16 protein-coding genes are annotated in these 19,468 nt (G+C 67.9%); 6 read left to right on the plus strand and 10 right to left on the minus strand.

Annotated features, from left to right (window positions below; genetic code table 11):
- Positions 1-15: 15 nt before the first annotated feature.
- Positions 16-1,263 (minus strand): erythromycin esterase family protein, encoded by a 1,248-nt coding sequence (locus HUA78_RS00650; protein ID WP_174475455.1) that lies wholly within the window; start codon positions 1,261-1,263, stop codon positions 16-18.
- 181 nt (positions 1,264-1,444) lie between these two features.
- Positions 1,445-3,361, minus strand: a complete 1,917-nt coding sequence (locus tag HUA78_RS00655) for a M4 family metallopeptidase (protein ID WP_254623513.1) — start codon at positions 3,359-3,361, stop codon at positions 1,445-1,447.
- 451 nt (positions 3,362-3,812) lie between these two features.
- Between HUA78_RS00655 and HUA78_RS00660 the strand changes: the two genes are divergently transcribed.
- The gene (locus HUA78_RS00660; RefSeq protein ID WP_217442316.1) at positions 3,813-5,999 is read left to right on the plus strand and encodes a M4 family metallopeptidase; all 2,187 of its coding nucleotides are present in this window, start codon (positions 3,813-3,815) and stop codon (positions 5,997-5,999) included.
- Positions 6,000-6,144: 145 nt separating this feature from the next.
- On the opposite strand, the gene HUA78_RS00665 is transcribed toward HUA78_RS00660, so the two are convergent.
- Positions 6,145-8,169: a serine hydrolase gene (locus tag HUA78_RS00665; protein WP_254623514.1), complete on the minus strand. Its 2,025-nt coding sequence runs from the start codon at positions 8,167-8,169 to the stop codon at positions 6,145-6,147.
- 138 nt (positions 8,170-8,307) lie between these two features.
- Here HUA78_RS00665 and HUA78_RS00670 point away from each other — a divergent pair, with 138 nt between their 5' ends.
- Positions 8,308-9,345, plus strand: coding sequence for a PA0069 family radical SAM protein (locus tag HUA78_RS00670; RefSeq protein WP_141643529.1), 1,038 nt, complete (start codon positions 8,308-8,310; stop codon positions 9,343-9,345).
- A 21-nt stretch (positions 9,346-9,366) separates the two neighbouring features.
- On the opposite strand, the gene HUA78_RS00675 is transcribed toward HUA78_RS00670, so the two are convergent.
- From HUA78_RS00675 to serC, 3 genes are all read right to left on the minus strand, one after another.
- The gene (locus HUA78_RS00675) at positions 9,367-9,618 is read right to left on the minus strand and encodes a GlsB/YeaQ/YmgE family stress response membrane protein (protein ID WP_141643528.1); all 252 of its coding nucleotides are present in this window, start codon (positions 9,616-9,618) and stop codon (positions 9,367-9,369) included.
- Positions 9,619-9,803: 185 nt separating this feature from the next.
- Positions 9,804-10,364, minus strand: a complete 561-nt coding sequence (locus HUA78_RS00680; RefSeq protein ID WP_141643527.1) for a chalcone isomerase family protein — start codon at positions 10,362-10,364, stop codon at positions 9,804-9,806.
- 40 nt (positions 10,365-10,404) lie between these two features.
- Entirely contained in the window at positions 10,405-11,493 is a 1,089-nt protein-coding gene (serC, locus tag HUA78_RS00685) for a 3-phosphoserine/phosphohydroxythreonine transaminase (protein WP_174475457.1), read from the minus strand.
- 165 nt (positions 11,494-11,658) lie between these two features.
- On the opposite strand from serC, the gene HUA78_RS00690 reads away from it, so the two are divergent.
- Genes HUA78_RS00690 through HUA78_RS00705 form a run of 4 tightly spaced genes read left to right on the plus strand, consistent with a single transcriptional unit; the run spans position 11,659 to position 15,807 of the window.
- On the plus strand, positions 11,659-12,234 hold the full coding sequence (locus HUA78_RS00690) for a sigma-70 family RNA polymerase sigma factor (RefSeq protein WP_174453567.1): 576 nt from the start codon (positions 11,659-11,661) through the stop codon (positions 12,232-12,234).
- A 6-nt stretch (positions 12,235-12,240) separates the two neighbouring features.
- Entirely contained in the window at positions 12,241-13,053 is an 813-nt protein-coding gene (locus tag HUA78_RS00695; RefSeq protein WP_174464624.1) for a hypothetical protein, read from the plus strand.
- Between the two features lie 10 nt (positions 13,054-13,063).
- The gene (locus tag HUA78_RS00700; RefSeq protein WP_141643523.1) at positions 13,064-14,710 is read left to right on the plus strand and encodes a caspase family protein; all 1,647 of its coding nucleotides are present in this window, start codon (positions 13,064-13,066) and stop codon (positions 14,708-14,710) included.
- Entirely contained in the window at positions 14,710-15,807 is a 1,098-nt protein-coding gene (locus tag HUA78_RS00705) for a carboxypeptidase-like regulatory domain-containing protein (RefSeq protein WP_174464623.1), read from the plus strand. The genes HUA78_RS00700 and HUA78_RS00705 overlap by 1 nt, the downstream gene beginning before the upstream one ends.
- A gap of 25 nt (positions 15,808-15,832) precedes the next feature.
- Here HUA78_RS00705 and HUA78_RS00710 read toward each other — a convergent pair whose 3' ends face one another.
- The 4 genes from HUA78_RS00710 to HUA78_RS00725 all read right to left on the minus strand — a co-directional run bounded on the left by HUA78_RS00710 (position 15,833) and on the right by HUA78_RS00725 (position 19,403).
- Complete coding sequence (locus HUA78_RS00710; RefSeq protein WP_174475458.1) at positions 15,833-16,558, minus strand: DUF2063 domain-containing protein; 726 nt, start codon at positions 16,556-16,558, stop codon at positions 15,833-15,835.
- Complete coding sequence (locus tag HUA78_RS00715) at positions 16,555-17,400, minus strand: DUF692 domain-containing protein (RefSeq protein ID WP_371745505.1); 846 nt, start codon at positions 17,398-17,400, stop codon at positions 16,555-16,557. The genes HUA78_RS00710 and HUA78_RS00715 overlap by 4 nt, the downstream gene beginning before the upstream one ends.
- 117 nt (positions 17,401-17,517) lie before the next feature.
- Positions 17,518-17,787 carry a hypothetical protein gene (locus HUA78_RS00720; RefSeq protein WP_141643519.1) on the minus strand — a complete coding sequence of 90 codons (270 nt, stop codon included), beginning with the start codon at positions 17,785-17,787 and terminating at the stop codon, positions 17,518-17,520.
- Positions 17,788-17,981: 194 nt separating this feature from the next.
- Positions 17,982-19,403: a hypothetical protein gene (locus HUA78_RS00725; protein WP_174463103.1), complete on the minus strand. Its 1,422-nt coding sequence runs from the start codon at positions 19,401-19,403 to the stop codon at positions 17,982-17,984.
- Positions 19,404-19,468 lie beyond the last annotated feature (65 nt).

Consider the following 19,468-nt stretch of genomic DNA (forward strand, 5'->3'; position numbering starts at 1 on the left):
GACTCGCTGGTGGGGTCAATGCGGCGCTGGGCTCGCCCGGGTCACCGGGCGCGGTGGGGCTTCTTCCCGGAAGATGAGCAGCCCATCCATGACCGTGGCCCAGGGAGCCGTCATCCACGCGTAGTTCAAGGGACGCGCCACTCGGGGCCCGAAGTCACGGAGCTGGCTCCCATCCAGATACCGCGTGTCCCCGGTGTGGCCCGAAAACGCCCAGCCCTCCAGGGAGTCGTCCCGCGCGGGCGCGAGGGAATTCGTGCGAGGGGTGCTGCCGATGGAATAGCTCCCGGAGCGCGCGGAGAAGCCCAACACGAAGGCCCGCGCCCCGAACTTCTCCTGGACGTAGGACCCGAAGGACGTCCCGTGCCGGGTGTCCGCATCCAGGCCCTTGAGGTCTTTCGCCGCATGAACGGTGGCAAGCCAGACAATGGCCTTTCGGGGCCTGGCTGACTGGGCCAGGTGCCATTCCAGATTCATGAACATGGAGCGGGAGCGGTCATCGAAATCGCTCCAGCTCCAGGTCCCTCCAGACGCGTCCGGAGCCCGGGACATCGCGGCGACCTGACGGGTGTAGTTCCGCTCAAGGCTGCGGACCATCTGCAACTGGCCTCGAGCCCTCGGCGTCACAGCCACTCCGGGCCTGGAGAGCACCGCCCCCAGCTCCGTCCAGCAGCCCAGGATGAACTTCATGTGCTCCGCCGTATATGGGTGGGCGTCGTCGTACTTCCAGGACATGTTCCTCTCGATTTCCTCTCCGCACGCGGCCTGCCTCGGGCCCTCCAGAAAGGGAATGAGTTCGCGCGCCATCTCGCGCTGGGCGTAGGTGCCTCGGTTGATCTGATCATCAATCCCACCCGCGATGAGGGTCCCCGCCTTGAGTCGCTCGGACAGGAACGGAATCAGGGGCGCCATCTCCTGATTGGCCCACATCCCACCAATCGCAGTGGCGACCAGGTCCTCGCTGACGGGTTGGCCCGCCTCTCTCAGCGCTTGGAGGTGAAGGAAGTCATAGATGCCTGTCTCGATGAAGAAGGCATCGTATTGGCATTCCTCCACGAGCCTGCGGGTCAGTTCCGCTTTGAAAGCGATGGTCCTGCCATTGCCGTGGTGGGACTCCTCGCCAAGCAGCGCGAGCTGCTTGTCGCAGAGGTCACGCACAATCCGGTCGGCATCAGAGGCCACCGCGCCCCCTGGCGCGGCCACGCCTCGGGCCGGGGAGGCACAGCTCGAAAGAAACAAAGAGAGCAGGAGCAGGAGGAATCTCATTCGCGGCCCTTCCATGCGGAGGAATGTCGCGGTGTAACGCTCCTGGGCGCGCCTTCCCCTCAACCTCGCACGCATCCAGCAGCTGACTGAACGCGCATTCAGTCCCGCGTACTCGTCTTCAGTCTGGGATGGCCCTGTCCCTGGAGCGGGCAGCCGCCCGCCATCCCTGCCCGCGCACCGCTCAGAAGGAATAGCTGAACGTCACGCCGGAGTAGGCCCGGTACCCGTTGATCATGACCCAGAACCTGCCCGGTACGGGCCGTGACGTGCCGGTACACACCTCGGTGTTGGTCGTCGAGTAGGAGCGGCAGTCGTAGACGCTCTTCGTTGGAGCAGCGCCGTATCGCACGTAAAGGTCCGCGTCACCCGTGCCTCCGCCCAGGGTAAAGTACGGGGAGGTGAATGCGCCGACGTCCGCGCAGTAGTACCGGTTCGAACCCACCGCGCCGTTGAGGTTCGTCACTGTACCGCTGAAGCGAGGAAGGGTCGTGCAGAACGTCGGGAAGTAGAGAGGGAAGCCCACGACCTGCCAGGACAGGCTCACGGACTCCAGCACGGCCGCGCTGAAGCCGAGGTCCTGCGCCGCGAACTGGGTATAGGTCTTGGCCTGCTCGAAGGTGGTGCTGGCGGTGAAGTAGTCGGTGCTGGCCTTGTAGAAGATGCGAGCAGCGGCCTCTACGCCAATGCCTGGGACTTCCGTCGGGGTGCGCCCGCGCGGATGCACACCGCCGGTGGCCAGCAGCTTGAACGCCAGGTTCGAGATGCCCGACGCGTAATGCACGTCGGTGTCGGACGAGTAGTCCCCGTAGTAGTCCAGCGAGGCGCCGTCCAGGACCGGGTCGTTCATGTATCGGAGGGCGTCATCGGGCGTGGCGGGCGTCCAGATGTCCTCGCCAATCTTCCAGATGTCCGGGCCCATGGACCACGAGTTCGACCAGCTCTCGCACACGGAGGCGAAGATGTCCGACAGGGACTCGTTCAGCGCGCCGGACTCGCCGGTATAGATGAGGCCGGACTCGAAATCCGTCACCGCGTGGGTCAGCTCGTGGGCCACCACATCCAGGTCCGTGCACAGCGGCCCGGCGTTGACCCCGTCTCCATCGCCGCACACCAGTTGCGTGCCGTCCCAGAAGGCATTCACGTAGTGGGTGGAGTAATGCACGGTGCTGGTGAGCGTGTGGCCCGCATTGTCAATCGAGTCACGCCCGAACAGTGTGTTGAAGCAGTCGTACGTGGTTCCCAGCACGTCGAAGTTGCCGTCCACGTGGGCATCGCCCGTGGCGCTCTGCCCCTCGCCGCGCCTGAGCGTACCGGGGAGGCTGGTGGCGTTGTTGGCACTGTACACCCTGCGGTTGAGCGCATCGTGGATCTCCGGCGCGCGCAGGACGATGGAGGCATCCGAGGCGTCCACGTAGACACGGTCCCGCAGGGGCGTAGCGGCGGCGGTGCCCGTCACCCGCACCTCCCAGGTCAACCGCAGCGGGTCCTTCGCGGTCGCACGGACGTAAACGAGGCGAGGCATGCCCTCCAAGGCGCTGGCGCCCGGCGTTTTCCGCAAGGCCACCTGCTGGGCGGCCTCCAGCGCGATGCCGGGCCTGGAGGGGACCTGCTCCCCATCCCGCGCCGAGCCGTTCACCGCGTACACCCGTCCAGACGCATCCAGGTGCACCACCAACTCACCACCGACCACCGGCAGGCCGTCCTTGGTCTGCGAGTACCGGAGATGGGTACGTCCCTGCGTGTCACGAGCGATTCGCCGAGGCACCAGGTCGCGCGCGTCGAGGCGGAAAGACGGGGCGATGCGCTCCAGTGCCGTGGTCACCAGTTCGTGGGCCTGCCAGACCGTGACGTCCGCAAGGCTCTGGCCCACCCATCCCAGCTCTCCATGAATCATGTACGGCACGCCGTCACCGTGTGAGCCCAGAACCTGGACGTCGGGGAGCGCGCTCAGCGCCGTCGCGATGTCCTGGAGGCGGGCATCGCTCGTGAGGACGCTCTGCTCTGGCTGTGAGGCCTCGGAGGGCTCGAGATCTCCGGCGGAACAACCAGAGAGTGAGAACGACAAACATGCGGCGAGCCAGCGGATGCCACGCATCATGGTCTATCCCTTCTGCAATGCGGTGATGTGGATGACGCGCGTTCATTAGATACAAAAACAACAAACCCGGAGAAATAGGGGGAATCCACCACCGAAGCGGAGGGCAGCAATGTCGTGCGAGGTCTTTCCCGCGCGCGATTGGAGCAATGAATTTCAGATTCACGACACGCTGGACACTCCTCTCCCTCGTTTTAGGGAATCCCCAAAACCCCTGGCCTCGAGCACGCTTGGCGGATGCCATCGGTTGGATCAGAGCGCGTGTGACAAGGCGGCCGTCCGGCGGAGTCGGATTGCCATGGGGAGGTGCTCCGGACCCGACCCGGAGTTCCTCCATCGAGGCGAGAGCCAAGGAGAAGCCATGAAGTTTCCCTCTGCGTTCGTCATATGGACCACCTGCCTCTGCGCCAGCATCACGGCGTGCGATGCCCCGTCCGGAGAGGTGCCACCTGCCATGGCCCCCTCGGCGGCCACACACGTGGAGGCGACCGCGCCGGCATCCGCGGCCAGGCCACACGCCGGCTCCAGGACAGATGGCCACTACTTCGTCCGCCGCGACCTCGGCCGCGTCCCGCGTGTCTTCACCGAGAAGTCACGGGCCACGGGGGAGGATGTCCGTGGAGTGTTGAATGACGTGGCGTCGGAGTTCCGCATCCGCGGCGAGGACCTGGTGTTCCGCAAGCAGAACGTGGACGAGCAGGGCCACCGGCACTTGCGCTTCCAGCAGTTCCACGGGGGCTTGCCCGTCATCGGTAGCGCCCTGGTGCTCCACGTGGATTCCCAGGGAGCCGTCTACGCGGTCAACGGCAACGCACGGGGTGGTGGCCGCGTTTCGAGAGAGGGCGTGATACCGCCCGAGAATGCCGCCCAGGTGGCGGTACGTGGTTCGCGTGCGGAGCCCGCCATGGCCGTGGGTTCCCCGAAGCAGGTATTCCTCCGTCCCGAAGGTGACGAGGAGATGCATCTGGCATGGCAGGTCCCAGTCGAAGGCCAGCGCGCGGGCATCCCCTCCAAAGACCTGGTCTATGTGGACGCGCATGATGGCGAATTGCTCGCCGTGCATCCGCGCATCCACTCCGCGCTCAACCGGCGCATCTACAACGGAAACAACGCCTCCACGCTGCCCGGTACGCTGGTCCGCGGCGAGGGCCAGGCTGAGCACCCCGACCCGGTCGTCAACACCAACTACGACCATCTGGGCACGGTGTATGACTGCTACAGCGAGCTGTTTGGCCGTGACTCCATCGACAACGCGGGCGCGGCGCTCCTCAGCACCGTGCACCACCGTGTCGCCTATGTGAACGCCTTCTGGGACGGCACGCAGTTGGTGTATGGCGACGGTGACGGCGTGACCGCCAGCAACCTGGCGAACTCGCTGGACGTGACCGCGCACGAACTGACCCACGCCGTGACCGACCACGAGTCCGAGCTCATCTACTCGGGTGAGTCCGGCGGTCTGAACGAGTCCCTGTCGGACATCTTCGGTGCGGTCTGCGAGTGGTACGGCGACGGCAAGGTCGTCAGCCCTCACACGTGGGAGATCGGCGACGGCATCTGGACGCCGCACATCCCGAACGACGCCCTGCGATACATGGCCAATCCCACACAGGATGGCGACTCACTCGACTGCTACAGCGACTACTCCTCCGGCGTGGATGTGCACTACAGCTCGGGTATCTCCAATCTGGCGTTCTACCTGCTGTCTCAGGGCGGCACGCACCCACGCGCGAAGACGACGACGGTGGTCGCGGGCATCGGCATCGAGAAGGCCGCGAATATCTTCTACAAGGCCAACAGGGACATCCTCATCGCCAGCTCCAACTTCGAGGCGGCCAAGACCGCGACCGAGCAGGCCGCCGCACAGCTGGGCTACGACGCCGCTACCATCACCTCGGTGAGCAACGCCTGGAAGGCGGTATGTATCGGCGTTGAAGTGGAGGGCCCCGTGCCCAACCCCTGGCTGTCGATGACCGGCCTTTCGGGTAGCGCGGGCTCCTTCCAGCACTGGAGTCTCGATGTCCCCGCCGGCAGGTCGAAAGTGACCTTCAAGGTCAGCGGCGGCACGGGTGACGTGGACCTCTACGCCAGATTCGGCGCGCCGCCGACAACGACGACCTACCACTGTCGTCCGAACCTCAGCGGCAACAACGAGACGTGCACGTTCACGCTGCCGCAGGCAGGCAGGTACCATGTCAGCCTTTACGGGAGGTCAGTGTTCTCGGGAGTCAACCTGACCGGCACGTTCGACGATCCACCCCTCTGCCCGCCCTGGCGCTGGCCCTGGCCCTGGCCCATCCCCGTGGTCCCTCCTCCTCCGCCCCCACCGCCCTGGGACCCGATCATCAATATCGCGGACAGCATCGTCGGCCACTTCAACTACTGGACGGTCGATGTCCCTTCGGGCCAATCGGCCGTGACGTTCGCGCTCAGCGGCGGCACGGGTGACGCGGACCTCTATGTCAACTTCGGCACGGCCCCGACGACGACGGCCTACCAATGTCGGCCCTATCTCGGCGGCAACACCGAGACCTGCACGTTGACGGCGCCGACGGCGGGCACGTACTTCGTCGGCCTCCGCGTGTACTCGGCGTACTCGGGCGTCACGCTGACGACATGGACCGGGCTCGGCCACTCGGAGTGAGCGGGCCGCCGGCTCTTGCTCCCCGGTCTTGACCTTGGCCACGGACTATCGGACGCCCCGACGGGAGGAAGGTCCTTCCCGAGGGACAGCGCACCAACGGACCGGCGGAGGCGCTTGCGAGCCCCGCCGGTCCCACGCGCCGTGATTAGAACAGGTCGTGCGCGGGCCAGGCGCTGACGCCATTCACGACGCTCCACATGAGGCTGTCGAGGTTGATGTCCGACGTGCCCGAGCCGGCCCTGTTGTTGGAGTTGGTCATGGCGGACCAGGTGAACTCCTCGGCGCGGCTCGGCCCATAGCGGTCATCGGTCCGCACCAGCAGGGCCAGGGTGCCCGGGACATAGCCGCCGTGCCACCAGTTGGGGAGGCTGTTCACGGACCAGCCCTTCGCATAGTTGACGGGGTTGCCCAAGGTATCGGGTGCCGTCGTGCGCGTGGTCATCGTGGTGAGCGAGCTTGTGCTCAGCAGGTCCGGGACGGTCGAGTACCCATCCGCTCGAACGGAGACGCGCAGCAGGTCGATGGGCGTGACGACCCAGCCGCCGTGCGCATCCATGCGACGCACCGGCATGCCGTATGGATTGAAGGCCCCCGCGCCAAGCTGGTAGTAGACGACCTCGTTCGACAGACGCGCGGCCAGTGTATCGCCTCCGACGGCGAAGCTGGTGGCGCCGCTGGGCGTGAACACCTGGCTTTGCATATAGGCGTCATAGGTCATCCCCGTGACGCGTTCGATGATGCGACCCAGGACGCTGTAGCCGAAGTTCGAATACTGGTACGTCGTCCCCGGCGCGAACTCGAGCGACACGTTCTGCAACACCCACTGGATGAGCTGCGCGTGCGTCATGCTCGTGTTCATGAACATGGGGTCACCCGTCCCATCCGCGCCGTCGTTGTCCCAGCCGCCCGCGGTGTGCTCCAGCAGTTGCTGGACCGTGATGTTCAGGACGCGGCTGTCCCGGTAGGTGCCCTGCGCGCCGTACGTCTCACCGAGCAATCCGCCCCGGCCGAAGACGCGGTCCGTCAGTTGAATCTGGCCGTTCTCAATCAGCTTCATGATGCCGATGGAAGTCATCGGCTTGGACACACTGGCGACGCGGAAGCGGTGGGAGGAGTTGACCGGGGTGCTGTTGGCCTGGTCGGCCAGGCCATACCCCTTGGCGAACACGAGACGCCCGCGGCGCGTGATGGCCAGCGACAGGCCGACGGTGTTCGTGTTGGACATCGCCTGCTGGACGGTGGTGTCGATGTGCTGCAGGTCCGCCGCGCTGAACGTCAGGTTCTGCCAGACCAGCGCGAACTCGGGCTGGCTCCCATTGTTGTGCGCCGCCACCACGACGGGGCGGTATCCCTGGTTCTTGAGGTCCGTCGCGGCCTGTTGGTAGCCAGCGGAGGTGAGGCCATGGCGCGCGGCAATCGGAATCCCCGCTGACGCATGGAAGATGGCCGCATACCGGTCCGTGCCGCCCACGTTGTAGCTGCTGACCTTCGCGACCTGGTAGCCCTGGGACGCGTTGGTATTGAACGTGGACTGGTACTGGGCCGCGGTCAGCCCGTGATAGGCCCGCGCCGCCGGCCCGCTGGTCTGCTCCCAGACGGCCGCATAGCGCTCAGCGCCACCGGACGTGTAGCCACTGACGTGCACGAGCCGGTAGCCCTGCCCGGTCCAGGTATTGAACTCCGTCTGGTACTGGGCCGCGGTCAGGTCGTGGCGGGCCACCCACGCGGCGACCCCGTCCGAATGGAAGATGACCGCGAAGTAGGCGACGCCTCCGACGCTGTAGCCGTTGACCACCACCGGGCGGTATCCCTGCGCGTTTTGATTGACGGCGGTGGTCTGATACTGCGCGGAGGTCAGCCCGTGGAAGGCCCGCCAGGCCGGGCCGCTCGTCTGCTCCCAGATGGCCGCGTAACGGACACTGCCTCCGTCTTCGTAGCCGCTGACATAGGAGAGGCGATAGCCTTGCCCGGTCCAGGTATTGAACTCCGTCTGGTATTGGGCGGCGGTGAGCGCGTGGCGGGCAACCCACGCATCATAGGGTCCGGCCAGGGCCTGGGACGTGGAACCAGGAGGGACGTGGGACGCTTCCTCCGCAACCCCACATCCCACCAGGGAGACCACCAGCACTGACAGGACTGTCAGAAGCGGCTTCATTCCAAGAGACTTCATGCTCGAGAGCTCCTGCTTGACGTTGATGCTGCCGACAGGAAACGGACCCGGAGCGCATTCCACCTCAACCGCGGCCAGAAAAAATCGTTCGCTACTCTAACCCTTGACTGAACGCGCTTTCAGCCCCACCCTGTGCGCGTGAAGGCACGCCCCATCGACAATCCGCCCAACCCGTGGGCGAGCACCGCGGTGGAGTACCTGGACGAAATCCCACCCTCGCGGCTGGAAGTCTTTGAAGACCACAGCAAGCAGGTCGTCTCGCACAACGACAGCCCGGACGTGGGCTTCAGCTGGAGCGTCAATCCCTACCGGGGCTGCCTCCATGCCTGCGCGTACTGCTACGCGCGGCCCACGCACCAGTACCTCGACTTCGGCGCGGGCACCGACTTCGAGACGAAGCTCGTCGTGAAGCCCCGCGCGGCGGAATTGCTGCGCGAGCACTTCGAGCGCCCGTCCTGGAAGGGCGAAACCGTCGTCTTCAGCGGCGTCACCGACTGCTACCAGCCGCTCGAGGCCTCCATGCGCCTCACCCGCGCCTGCCTGGAGGTCTGCGCCGAGTACCGCAACCCCGTGGGCATCATCACCAAGGGCGTGCTCATCGAGCGGGACCTCGACGTGCTCCAGCAAATCTCGCGCGACGCCCGGCTCTGGGTCAGCATCAGCCTGCCCTTCCACAACGCGGAAGTCGCACGCGCCATGGAGCCGTACGCGGCATCCCCCCAGCGGCGGCTGCTCGCGATTCGCCGCCTGGCCGAGGCCGGCCTCAACGTGGCCGTCTCCGTGGCCCCCATCATCCCGGGGCTCAATGACGAGGACATCCACCGCGTGCTCACCGCCGTGCGTGAAGCCGGCGCCAGCCGCGCGCACTTCACCCTGGTGCGCCTGCCCGGGCCCGTGAAGGACGTCTTCGAGGAGCGCCTGCGCGCCAAGCTGCCCCTGCGCGCCGAGCGCGTCCTGCACCGCATCCGGGAGATTCGCGGGGGGGAGCTCAACGACTCCCGCTTCAAGCACCGCATGCGCGGCGAAGGCCTCTACGCGGAGACCATCCACCGCCTCTTCGACACGACGGCGCGCAAGGTCGGCCTGCGCACCTCCTACATCACCGAGGACGCGCCGGACACCTTCCGGCGTCCGCCGCGCAAGCCCCCGCCGTCACCCCAGCTCAGCCTCTTCTGAAGGCGTGTGGGGCCCCGGCCGCTATTTGCGTATCGCCTGGACGATGCTGATGAGGATGACCGCCCCCACCGTGGCTACCGCCAGCGAATAGAGGTTGAGCCCCGTCACACCCCGGCCGCCCAGCAGGCTGAACAGCCAGCCGCCAATCATCGAACCGACCACACCGGTCGCGATGTTGGCGAAGATTCCCATCTTCGCATTCGTGCCCTTGATGATGCTCGCCAACCAGCCGGCGATTCCACCCAGCACCAGCCACGCGCAAATACCACCCATGTCGTCCTCCTGACCGGCCGGTTGCTATCAGACCCGGCGTCGCCGTGCAGCCGGGCACGTTCCTACTACGCGCCACGCATCCACGTATTTCAAGCGTCACCCAGGGCGCCCGAAAACGCGAAGACGCCCCGTGCCTCTCACCGAGACACGGGGCGCCCGAGGTGACGCGAGGTGTGACGACTCGCTCAGTCCTTGCCGAGCATCCCGTCCTTCAGGCCGCCATCCACCGGGTCCTTGCCCAGCCACACCGAGAAGAGCGCGTCCGCGAAGTCCTTGCCCTCCACGGAGATGTCCTCGCCACCCTTGGTGCTCTTCACCTCGGTGCCCTTGCCCGGCACGTAGGTCAGGATGAGCTCGTCACCCTTCTTCAGGTCCGGGATGGACGCGTTGAACGAGTCCAGCTTGGGCTGGAGCGCGGGGAGCTTGGCGCCCGCGTTCTTCTTGAAGCCGTCCGAGATGGCCTCGGTGATGGTCTTCTTGTCCAAGTCACGAAGCATGTACATGCGGACGCGCTTGGTTTCGTCCGCGGCGATGATCTGCGCCGCGTCCTTCGACGGCGTCTCCAGATACAGCCCCACCGTGTAGACCTTGAAGACGACCTTCTTGCGAAGGCCCACACCGTTGAGCTTCAGCTCCTTGTCGCCCACCTTCGCGGTGTCCGGATAGTTCACCCCGGCCACTTCCTTGGCGAATGCGGGCACGGCGAACAGCAGGCAGAGCGCGACGGCGGGCAGCGTGGCTTTCATGAAACCCTCCAGATGAGTTGTTCCGCGAGTTCGACGGAGACTACCCGCGGGTCTTCACGAAATGTTCCATGAAGGTGACAAGGGTGCGCACATTCTCCACAGTCACGGCGTTGTACGTGGAAACCCGGATTCCGCCCGCCGTCCGGTGCCCCTTCAGCCCCACCATTCCTTGCTGCTTCGCGTCAGCGACGAAGGCCGCGTCGAGTTCCGGCGTGGGCAGGTGGAACACGACGTTCATCACCGAGCGGGACTCGCGCTCCACCGGCGCCCGGTAGAAGCCGGAGAGCCTGTCGAGCGCGCCGTACAAGAGCTCCGCCTTCTGGCGGTTCCACGCTTCAACCTGCTCCAGGCCGCCCACGCTCTTCATCCACGCGAGCACGTTGCGCACCAGGTAGATGGCCAGGGTGGGGGGCGTGTTGTAGAGCGAGTTGTTCTCCGCGTGGACGGAGTAGCGGAAGATTTTCGGGATGTCCTTGCGCCCTCGCGCGATGAAGCCCTTGTCCGCCACCACCAGCGTCACGCCGGAAGGTCCCAGGTTCTTCTGCGCGCCGGCGTAGACGAGCCCGAAGCGCGACAGGTCCATCTTCTTCCATAGGAAGTCGGAGCTCATGTCGGCCACCAGCGGGACGGTGCCCACGTCCGGCGTCGTGTGCCACTGGGTGCCGTAGATGGTGTTGTTGCTCGTCAGGTGGACGTACGAGGCCTGGGGGTCCAGCTTCAGCTCGTCCTGGCGGGGGACCCGCGTGTAGTGCTTGTCGGGCCGCACCGTCGTCACCGCGACGCGGGCCTTGCCGTAGTACCTCGCCTCGTCGAGCGCCTTCTCGCTCCACACGCCCGTCATGAGGTAGTCCGCGCTCGTGTCGGGGGTGAGGAAGTTCATCGGCACCTGGGCGAACTGCTGCGACGCGCCGCCGGTGAGGAAGAGCACCTGGTGGGTGGACGGCAGTCCCGTCAGCTCGGTCAGCAGGGCGATGGCCTCGTCGTGGACGGCCTCGTATTCCTTGCCCCGGTGGCTGTGCTCCATCACGGACATGCCGGAGCCCTGGAAGTCGAGCAGCTCGTCCCGGGCGCGCTCCAGGGCGGGCAGGGGCAGGCCGGCGGGGCCAGGGTTGAAGTTGATGACGCGCATGGCGGGGTCCTTCGCGAAAATGAAACGGCGGGGTGCATTCTTCTCCCCAAGCCCCCCCTGGGAGCCAGTAGGAAGCAGTCCGCTCCGCCCGCTTCCTCGCGGGGTCAGGGGACGGTCGAGTCAGTCGCGTGGCCACCGGACACCGCCGGGGGTCTTGGAGGACAGGTGGGTTCCACGGAGGGACTGGCGGAATGGGTGCGGCGCGCGGCGAATGGGGAGGCTTCCGCCTTCAGTGAGCTGTACCGGCGCACTCGCCCCCTCGTGGCGAGGCTGATGGCGGGGTTCGCCCCGCTGGACCCCGACGAGGTGGAAGACGTCATCCAGGAGACCTTCGTCCGGGCGTTCCGGGCCCTCCCCCGACTCAAGGAAGCCGGGGCCTTCGAGGCGTGGCTCCTGTCCATCGCACGCAACCGGGCCCGGACCCGGCTGGAGCGCAAGGCGAGCGTGCGGCGCCTGGAAGACGACATCGCGGACCCGGAACCGGAGACAGTCCCGGCCCTTCCGGAGGCCCTCCAGCTCGAGCGCGACATCGAGGTGGTCCGACAGCTCATTTCCGAGCTGCCCGAGGGCGAAGAGAAGCGGACAGTCCGGCTCTTCTATATCGAAGGAGAGCTGTCCGCGCGCGAGATTGCCGAGCAACTGGGTGTGGGAAAAAGCGCGGTGACGATGAGACTCGAGCGCTTCCGGGGCCGTATCAAAAGAGAGTTGCTGCGGCGAGTGCTCGCCGGACGTTGGGAGTGAGAGGTCATGAGACACCTGGATGACGAGGCGCTACACGCTCTTGCCCGTCGTGAGCCGGACGCGGTGAAGTACTTCCGCGAGCACCTGGCCACCGCGTGTGAGGCGTGTGAAAGCTTCCTCGCCACCCACTCCGGCCCCGACGTCCTGGATGGACAGGTGGACGCGGTGCTCCTCGCCCTGGCCCCGCCCCAGAGCGACGCGCCGCTGGACGAGGTGGGCTTCGCGCGGGTGCGACGGCGGCTGCGCGCGCCCCGGCTGGACACCCGAAAGTGGGGCCTCATCGCCGGGGCCGTAGCCGCGGGCCTGCTCGCGGTGGTCGTGGTGCCCCGGCTGCGTCAGGGAACCACCGGGGTGGAGGTGGGGACCGCGTCCCAGGAGCCCGGGGTGAAGGGCCAGGTGGGGCGCATCGCGCTGGAGCTGGCGGTGGTGGTTCGGGGCGCGGATGGCAGCCTGCGCCGGTTGGACCCGGACACCCAGGTGGACTCGCGCGACGTGCTCCTCCTGCGCTACCACGCCACCGAGGCGGGCACCGCCCTGCTCTTCCAGCAGCGCGCGGGCGAGGAGCCCCAGTTGCTCGGACCGTTCGACCTGGAGGCGGGAACGCATGACCTGCAGGACCCCCAGGGCCTCTCCGGCGTCAGCCTGGAGGGCGAGTCCGGCCCGCTGACGCTGTGGCTGGCCGCCTCCCCCACGGGCCTGCAACCCTCGGTCGACGAGGTGAAGCGCGTGCTGGTGGGAGAAGGTGAGCGATGGGAACAAGGCACGCTGGCGGTGACGAGGTTCGACGTCCGCGTCCGAAGCAGCCAGAATCCCCGCTGATCAGGTGAATGTGAGGCGCCTTCTTCCCATCCTGCTGGCCGCGCTGACGGCGTGCGCGGGTCCTTCGTCCCTGGGGACGGAGAAGGGCGGACTGGTGCCGCTGCGGCTCGACGAGGAGGCGCTGTCGAGCGCGTACACGCCCCGGCGCATGGCGCTGCTGGTGGGCATCTCCGAGTTCGACGACCCCCACTGGCGCGGCCTGCGCTACCCCGCCAAGGACGCGACGGACCTGGCGGCGGCGATGTTGGACCCGGCGCGCGGGCGGTTCGACCAGGTGCGCGTGCTCACGCGGCCCGAGGAGACGACGCGCGCGGCCATCCTCGCGGCGCTGCGGGAGCTGCGAAAGCAGGCCCACCGGCCGGACGACGTCGTCGTGGTCTATTTCTCCGCGCACGGCACCCTGGCCCGGGATGCCACGGGCGAATTGCGCCGCTTCCTGGTGACGAGGGACGCTTCTTATCGCGCCATCGCCCAGACGGCGTTGTCCATGGATATGCTGAAAGCGGAGTTCGACGCGCTCTCCAGTCGGCGCCGGTTGCTGGTGCTCGCCTCCTGTCACAGCGGCAACGGCAAGTCGCTGTTGCCCAAGGAGCTGGAGAAGGAGCTGTCCGGGGTCAAGTCCGGCTTCTACGCGCGCCCGCTGGAGGAGTCCTCGCGAGCATCCATGGTGTTCGCCGCCTGCGACTGGGGCGAGACGGCGCGCGAGGACGAGGGGCTGCGCAACGACATCTACACGCACTTCCTCGTCGAGGGCCTGGGCGGCGGCGCGGACCGCAACACGGACGGCGCCGTCACCGCGACGGAGGCCCATGACTACGCGCGCCGGCGCACCTTTGCCTTCACCGAGGGCCGTCAGCGCCCCTCGGCGGAAATCCTGGAAGTGGGCGCGGACCCGGTGGTGCTGTCGGGCACCATCGCCCGGACGGGCCGGCCGGAGCTGTTCTCCTACAACCCCCGGCTGGACGGCTTCACGCTGAAGGTCGACGGGGAGGCGCGCACGGAGCTGCCCGGCGGCGCGGCGGTGGTGCCCGGCAAGCGCACGGTGGAGCTGACCAAGGGCGACGCGGTGCTGATGCGCCGCGACGTGGAGGTGAGCGCGGGGGAGCGGCTGCCTTTGGAGCAGCTCTTGTCGGAGGCGTTCCCCCGGCGCTCGCTGTCGCTGCTCGGGGGAATGTTCACCTTCGCGGACGCGCGCAGCCGCGCGGAGCTGCTGCCCCTGGCGCCGGAGGTCGCCGTGTCGCTGCGGTTGGAGGACCGGCCGCTGCGCGATTTCGGACTGCTGTTCGATGTGGGCTTCAGCACGGGCCGGCGCGCGCTCCAGCTCCAACCCGGGGACGAGGTGCCATTTCGCTACACCACCTTCTCCGCGGGGGTGGCCCTGCCCTACCTGTGGAGATGGGAACGATTGACGCTGTTCGCCGGTCCCCGCGTGGCCGCCCTGTACCTGGGGCGGTCTTTCGATGTGGAGACCTTCCCCGGCGGCCAGCGCTTCTTCACGGTCAGCCCTGGCGTGGTGGGAGGCATGGTGGTGAGGGTGGGTGAACGTCTGGAACTGATGACCCAGGCGCAGCTCATGCTGACCTACGTGGTGGTGGATGGAGAGGGACAGGCCGTGGGATTCACCGGCGGCTGGGCCGGTGTGGGGTATCGCTTCTGATGGGCTCGAGACAACACATCGCGTTGGGTGTCTTCCTGGTCCTGGGCCTGGGAGCGTGCGGCAATCTGGAGAACGCTCCGTTGCGCGTGGGGACCATCGAAGGCCAGCTCACGGAGTTCGACCCGGAGGTCGCCGTGGTGTCCCTCGTCGGGGCCCATGAGGTGCGCTCGGCAGTGGATGCGGAAGGAAGGTTCAAGCTGGAAGGCGTGCCCACCGGGCCCGCGGAGCTGTTCGTGGTCGCCACGGCGGAGAAGGCGACGCGGGTGTCGGTGAAGGTCGCCGGCGGCCAGTCCGTGAAGCTCCAGCGCGTGGCCCCTCGGGACGCGGGCTTCTTCGAGATGCGGGTGAAGTCCTCGCACGGCGAGCGGGTGGCCGGCGTGCAGGTCTCGGTGCGGGACACGCCCTTCGAGCGGCTCGTCCTGGATGGCGCGGGCCGACTGCGCGTGGGCCCCCTGCCGGATGGGTGCTACGCGCTGAGCATCGCCGGGGTGGGCTTTCCGGAGGTCCAGGCCGAGGCGTGCGTGGGCGCTGGCGAGAAGAAGGAGCTCAAGGTCCAGTTGGAGGCCAACGAGGAGCTGCTCAACCGCTGCGGCCTGACGGGCTGCGCTGACGGCCTGGTGTGTGGCCCGGGCGGCAGCTGCGTCGAGTGCGTGCTGGATGGCCAGTGTGGCGCGGGGATGATGTGCAAGGGCTTCCGCTGTGCGGCGGCCGGGCCGCGCTGTGGCGCGTGCCAGGACGACGGGAGCTGCCAGGTGGGCGCCGCGTGCCAGCCCCTGGCCGAGGGCGGCGTCGCCTGCGTGAAGCAGTGCAGTGAGTCGGTGAACGAGGAGTACATCGCGGCGAACCGGTGCGAGGCGGGCTTCACCTGCCAGCAAGGCAGTTGCCTGCCGGACCCCGCGCGCTTCGTGGGCTGTGGGGCGCTGCTCCAGTTGGGCGCGGAGTGCGCGGACGACGTGCGCTGCCAGAAGCTCGGCCTGTCAGGCGGGCTGTGTCTGGAGGGCCAGTGCACCGTGGCGTGCACCCAGGACCAGGAGTGCCCGGGGGTGTCGCGCTGCGAGGACTCCGCCGTCGGACAGGTGTGCTCGGTCCGCAACTGAGTCGCACCGAGGCCCCGCGACGGAGTCACGCGTCGGGCGACAGCACCAGGCCGTCTCGCGACAGACGTGCCACCGCGCCCAGGATGTCGGCCTCCGGCATCCCCGTGGCCACCGCGACGTCCGGCGCGGACAGCCCCTCCACCGCCATCTTCAGCACCAGCAGCGCGTGCGGCGTGGCCTCCTGGTAGTACGTCACCAGGTGCGCCGGATGACGCCACAACAGCGCCAGCTCGTCACCGGGTTGGGGCACCGCGACTTCGCCCTTCGCGCGCACGTAGGCGCAGATGCGGTACGGCTGCTCCAGCACCATCAGCGTGGGATTCGGCGTGAGGCGCTCCACCCGCTCGGGTGACTCCGCCTGGGACGAGAACACCGCGAAGTCCGACCACTCGAACCGCGCCAGCGCGGGGGCATGGGGAGGAAGTCCGCGCGACGACACCCCGTCCGCGACGAAGGCCGGGAAGCCCTCGCCCATGTGATTCACCTCGTGGTGCCGCGCGGGCCGGGTCAGCGTGTAGTCCTCCACCAACGCGTTCCACGCCTCCGCGCCCACCGCGCCTCGCAGCATCGGGAAGAGCTTCTCGAGCGCGCTTCGCACGTGGCCTCGCACGAAGTCGCCGTAGATGGACACGCGCGAGGAGGGCGCGCGCCACTCCGGATGCGCCGTGTACAGCCGCTCCAGCGACTCGCCGCCCGGGCGCGCCAGGTAGGTGCCCATGCTGTCGAAGAAGTGCTTCAGCGAAGGCTTCATCGCCCTGCCCCTTCCCGCAGCGCCGCGCGCGCCAGGTCCGCCTCGTCCAGCACCGCCTCCATCGACGGGATGTCCTGGTCCCACTCGATGAGTGTCGACACCGGGCCGGTGCGCTCCAGCACGTAGCGATAGAGCGACCACACGTCGTCGCAGACGCGGTCGCCGTGCGTGTCGATGATGACGTCCGGGTAGATGGTGTGGCCCGCGAGGTGGATCTGCGCCACGCGCTCCAGCGGCAGCGCGTCCATGAAGGCGCGTGCGTCGTAGCCGTGGTTGCGCGCGTTGACGTAGACGTTGTTCACGTCCAGCAGCAGCCCGCAGTCGGCCTCCTCCACCACGTGCCGCAGGAAGTCGGCCTCGGACAGCGTGCCGCCGGGCATGTTCGCGTAGTAGCTCGGGTTCTCCAGCAGGAACGGCCGGCCCACGCGCGCCACGACTTCACGCACGCGGGGCACCACGTGCTCGACGACGGCTTCGGTGAAGGGCAGCGGCAGCAGGTCATGCAGGTACACGCCGCCCAGCCGCGAGTAGCACAGGTGGTCCGAGAAGAACGGCGCGTCCACGCGCTTCACCAGCGCCGCGAGCCCCGTGACGTAGTCCACGTCCAGCGCATCCGGCCCGCCGATATCGAGCCCCACGCCATGCGGCAACACCGGCCAGCGCTCCCTGCACGCGTCCAACGCGCGCTGCGGGCGGCCTCCGAGCGACAGGAAGTTCTCCGGGATGATCTCCACCCAGTCGAGCGCCCGCTCGGTGCGCGGCAGCTCCTCGTAGAAGCTCCTGCGCAGGCCAATGCCCACGCCCAGGGGCTGAAGCCCGTGTCTTCGCGCGTACGTCGCCACCACGGCCAGCCACCTCCTGGGAGACAAATGAACCGGGCGGCGGGAGGTGCTCTTCCCACCGCCCGGAAGTCGGCGCGAGGAGGCAGGTGTCGTCACCTGCCCCCGGTGCGCCGAGGACTACTTCTTCTGGCCGTTGCAACCGCCAGCGCCGCAGCCGTGCTCGGCGCCCTTCTCAGGGGTCGCGGCGGGGGCAGTGCCCTCCTGCTTCTGCGCGCCGCAGCCCGCCTCGGCGCCCTTGCCGTCGGCCTTCGCCGCGCCACAGGAGCCCTCGGCGCCCTTCTCGGCGGCGGCCGGCGTGGCCTCCGCGGACTTGGTGGACGCACAGCCGGTGGCGAGGGAGGCCAGGGACAGGGTGCCGACGATCGCCGCAAGAGCCTTCGCGTTCATGGTGTTGCTTCCTTTCGGTGCTGCGTTGAGGGGGAACTACAGGTTGAACTACATGAAGCCCCAGACCCCAGGAGCGCGACAGGCACCCACGGGGCTCTGGATGTGGCGGACCTCATTTACGGATGTCAGGGGTTCGCGGATGCATCCGGTACGCAACATCCTGCCCACCGGTTACATCCCGCGAGCCGCGCCACTCACCGCGACACATCGCGGATACGCCGACCCTCCATCGCCTCACGCAACGAGCTGTCCCGGGCAGACACCAGCTCGATGCCCTCGGCTCCCGCCGTCACACCCAGCGCTTCTAGCAGACCTTCCTGCTCCGCAAAAGCCACGCGCCGCAGGTGCCGCGCGAGCAACGCGTCGAACAGCGGCTGCCCCGCGACGGCGTCCACCGCCACGCCAAAAGCACCGAACGTGGAAGTGGGCCCCCGCTCCGCGAGCAACTCCAACACATCCTCCAGGTGGCGCCGGTTTCCAGTGACACGGCGGATTTCCACATCGAGATGCAGCGCGAAGAGCGCGCCCGTCCAATAGGTGCCGAGCGCGAAGTCACCGTCGGTGACGACCTCTTCCATCGTGCGGGCTCCCGCCACGCGACGAGCTCGCGCGAAGCCGTCCACCAGTTCCTCCCATGCGCGCTCGGCGCTCTGCCGTCCCGAACGCGCGCGGGCCAGCTCCGTGAAGTAGGTGGCCAGGCCCTCGGACAGCCAGGGCACGCGCGGCAGGAACGCGGGATGCGTCAGGTGGAGCATCTCGTGGAGCACCACCCAGTCCCGTTCGAAGGAGGCCGCGCTCGCGTCCTGGCCCACGAGCAGGGAGATGCTGGGCGGGGAGCTCCAGAGCACCATGCCGAAGAGGCTCGGACCTTCGCGTCCGGGCACGGGGATGACCCGCACGGTGACGCGCGGATACGGAAACGCGCGGCGCACGGTGCGCACCTCCTCCGCGGCCTGCTTCAACCAGGCACAGACCTGGGTGTCGTCCACCGAGGTGAAGTGGCCGAGCACCGCCACGTCCAGCACCGCATCCGGCGACACCACCTGACAGCGGCGCCCCCCGAAGCCATGGAACCCGGAGTCCACCAGGTCCTCGGCGCGCAGCCGATACAGGCCGGTGTCATCGGGCTGCCACGGGAGCAGCGCCTCCGTGCCCTCGACGACCAGCTCCACGTGAAGGTCGGGCGGCGCGTGGTTGGGGCGGATGAGGTACGCACGTCCGGCGATGTGCCGCGCGTCGCCCTCTCCCCCTCCCGAGAACAGGTCGGGTCCACGCGCGCCGATGCGCGCATCCAGCTCATAGCGATAGCGCAGGAAGCGGATGTTCGAGGGCAGGAGGACCTGTCCATCCCTCACGCTCAACTCGAGCCGCTCGCCGTCCTCGCGGAACGCGCTCACGGTGTGCACGCCGCCCGGCTGGGTGAAGCGGAACGCGCGCGGCGTGCCTCGCACCAGCACCACCTCGACATCGAGCGCGTGCGTGGGCTCGCGCACGTAGGTGATGTTGTAGCGCAGCGCCGCCGGGTCCTTCGCGGGGCGCGGGCGCGGAACACCCAGGCAGGACAGCGCCACGAGGGCGAGCCCCCACAGCATCGGACGGCCGCGCGCGAAGGACATCGCCACCTCCACCCCGGCCCGAAGGCAAGGTGATGGGAGGCGAGCACCACGCGCGCCCCCGCGCC

It is taken from the genome of Myxococcus sp. CA033 (genome assembly GCF_013336625.1).
Lineage (GTDB): Bacteria > Myxococcota > Myxococcia > Myxococcales > Myxococcaceae > Myxococcus > Myxococcus llanfairpwllgwyngyllgogerychwyrndrobwllllantysiliogogogochensis.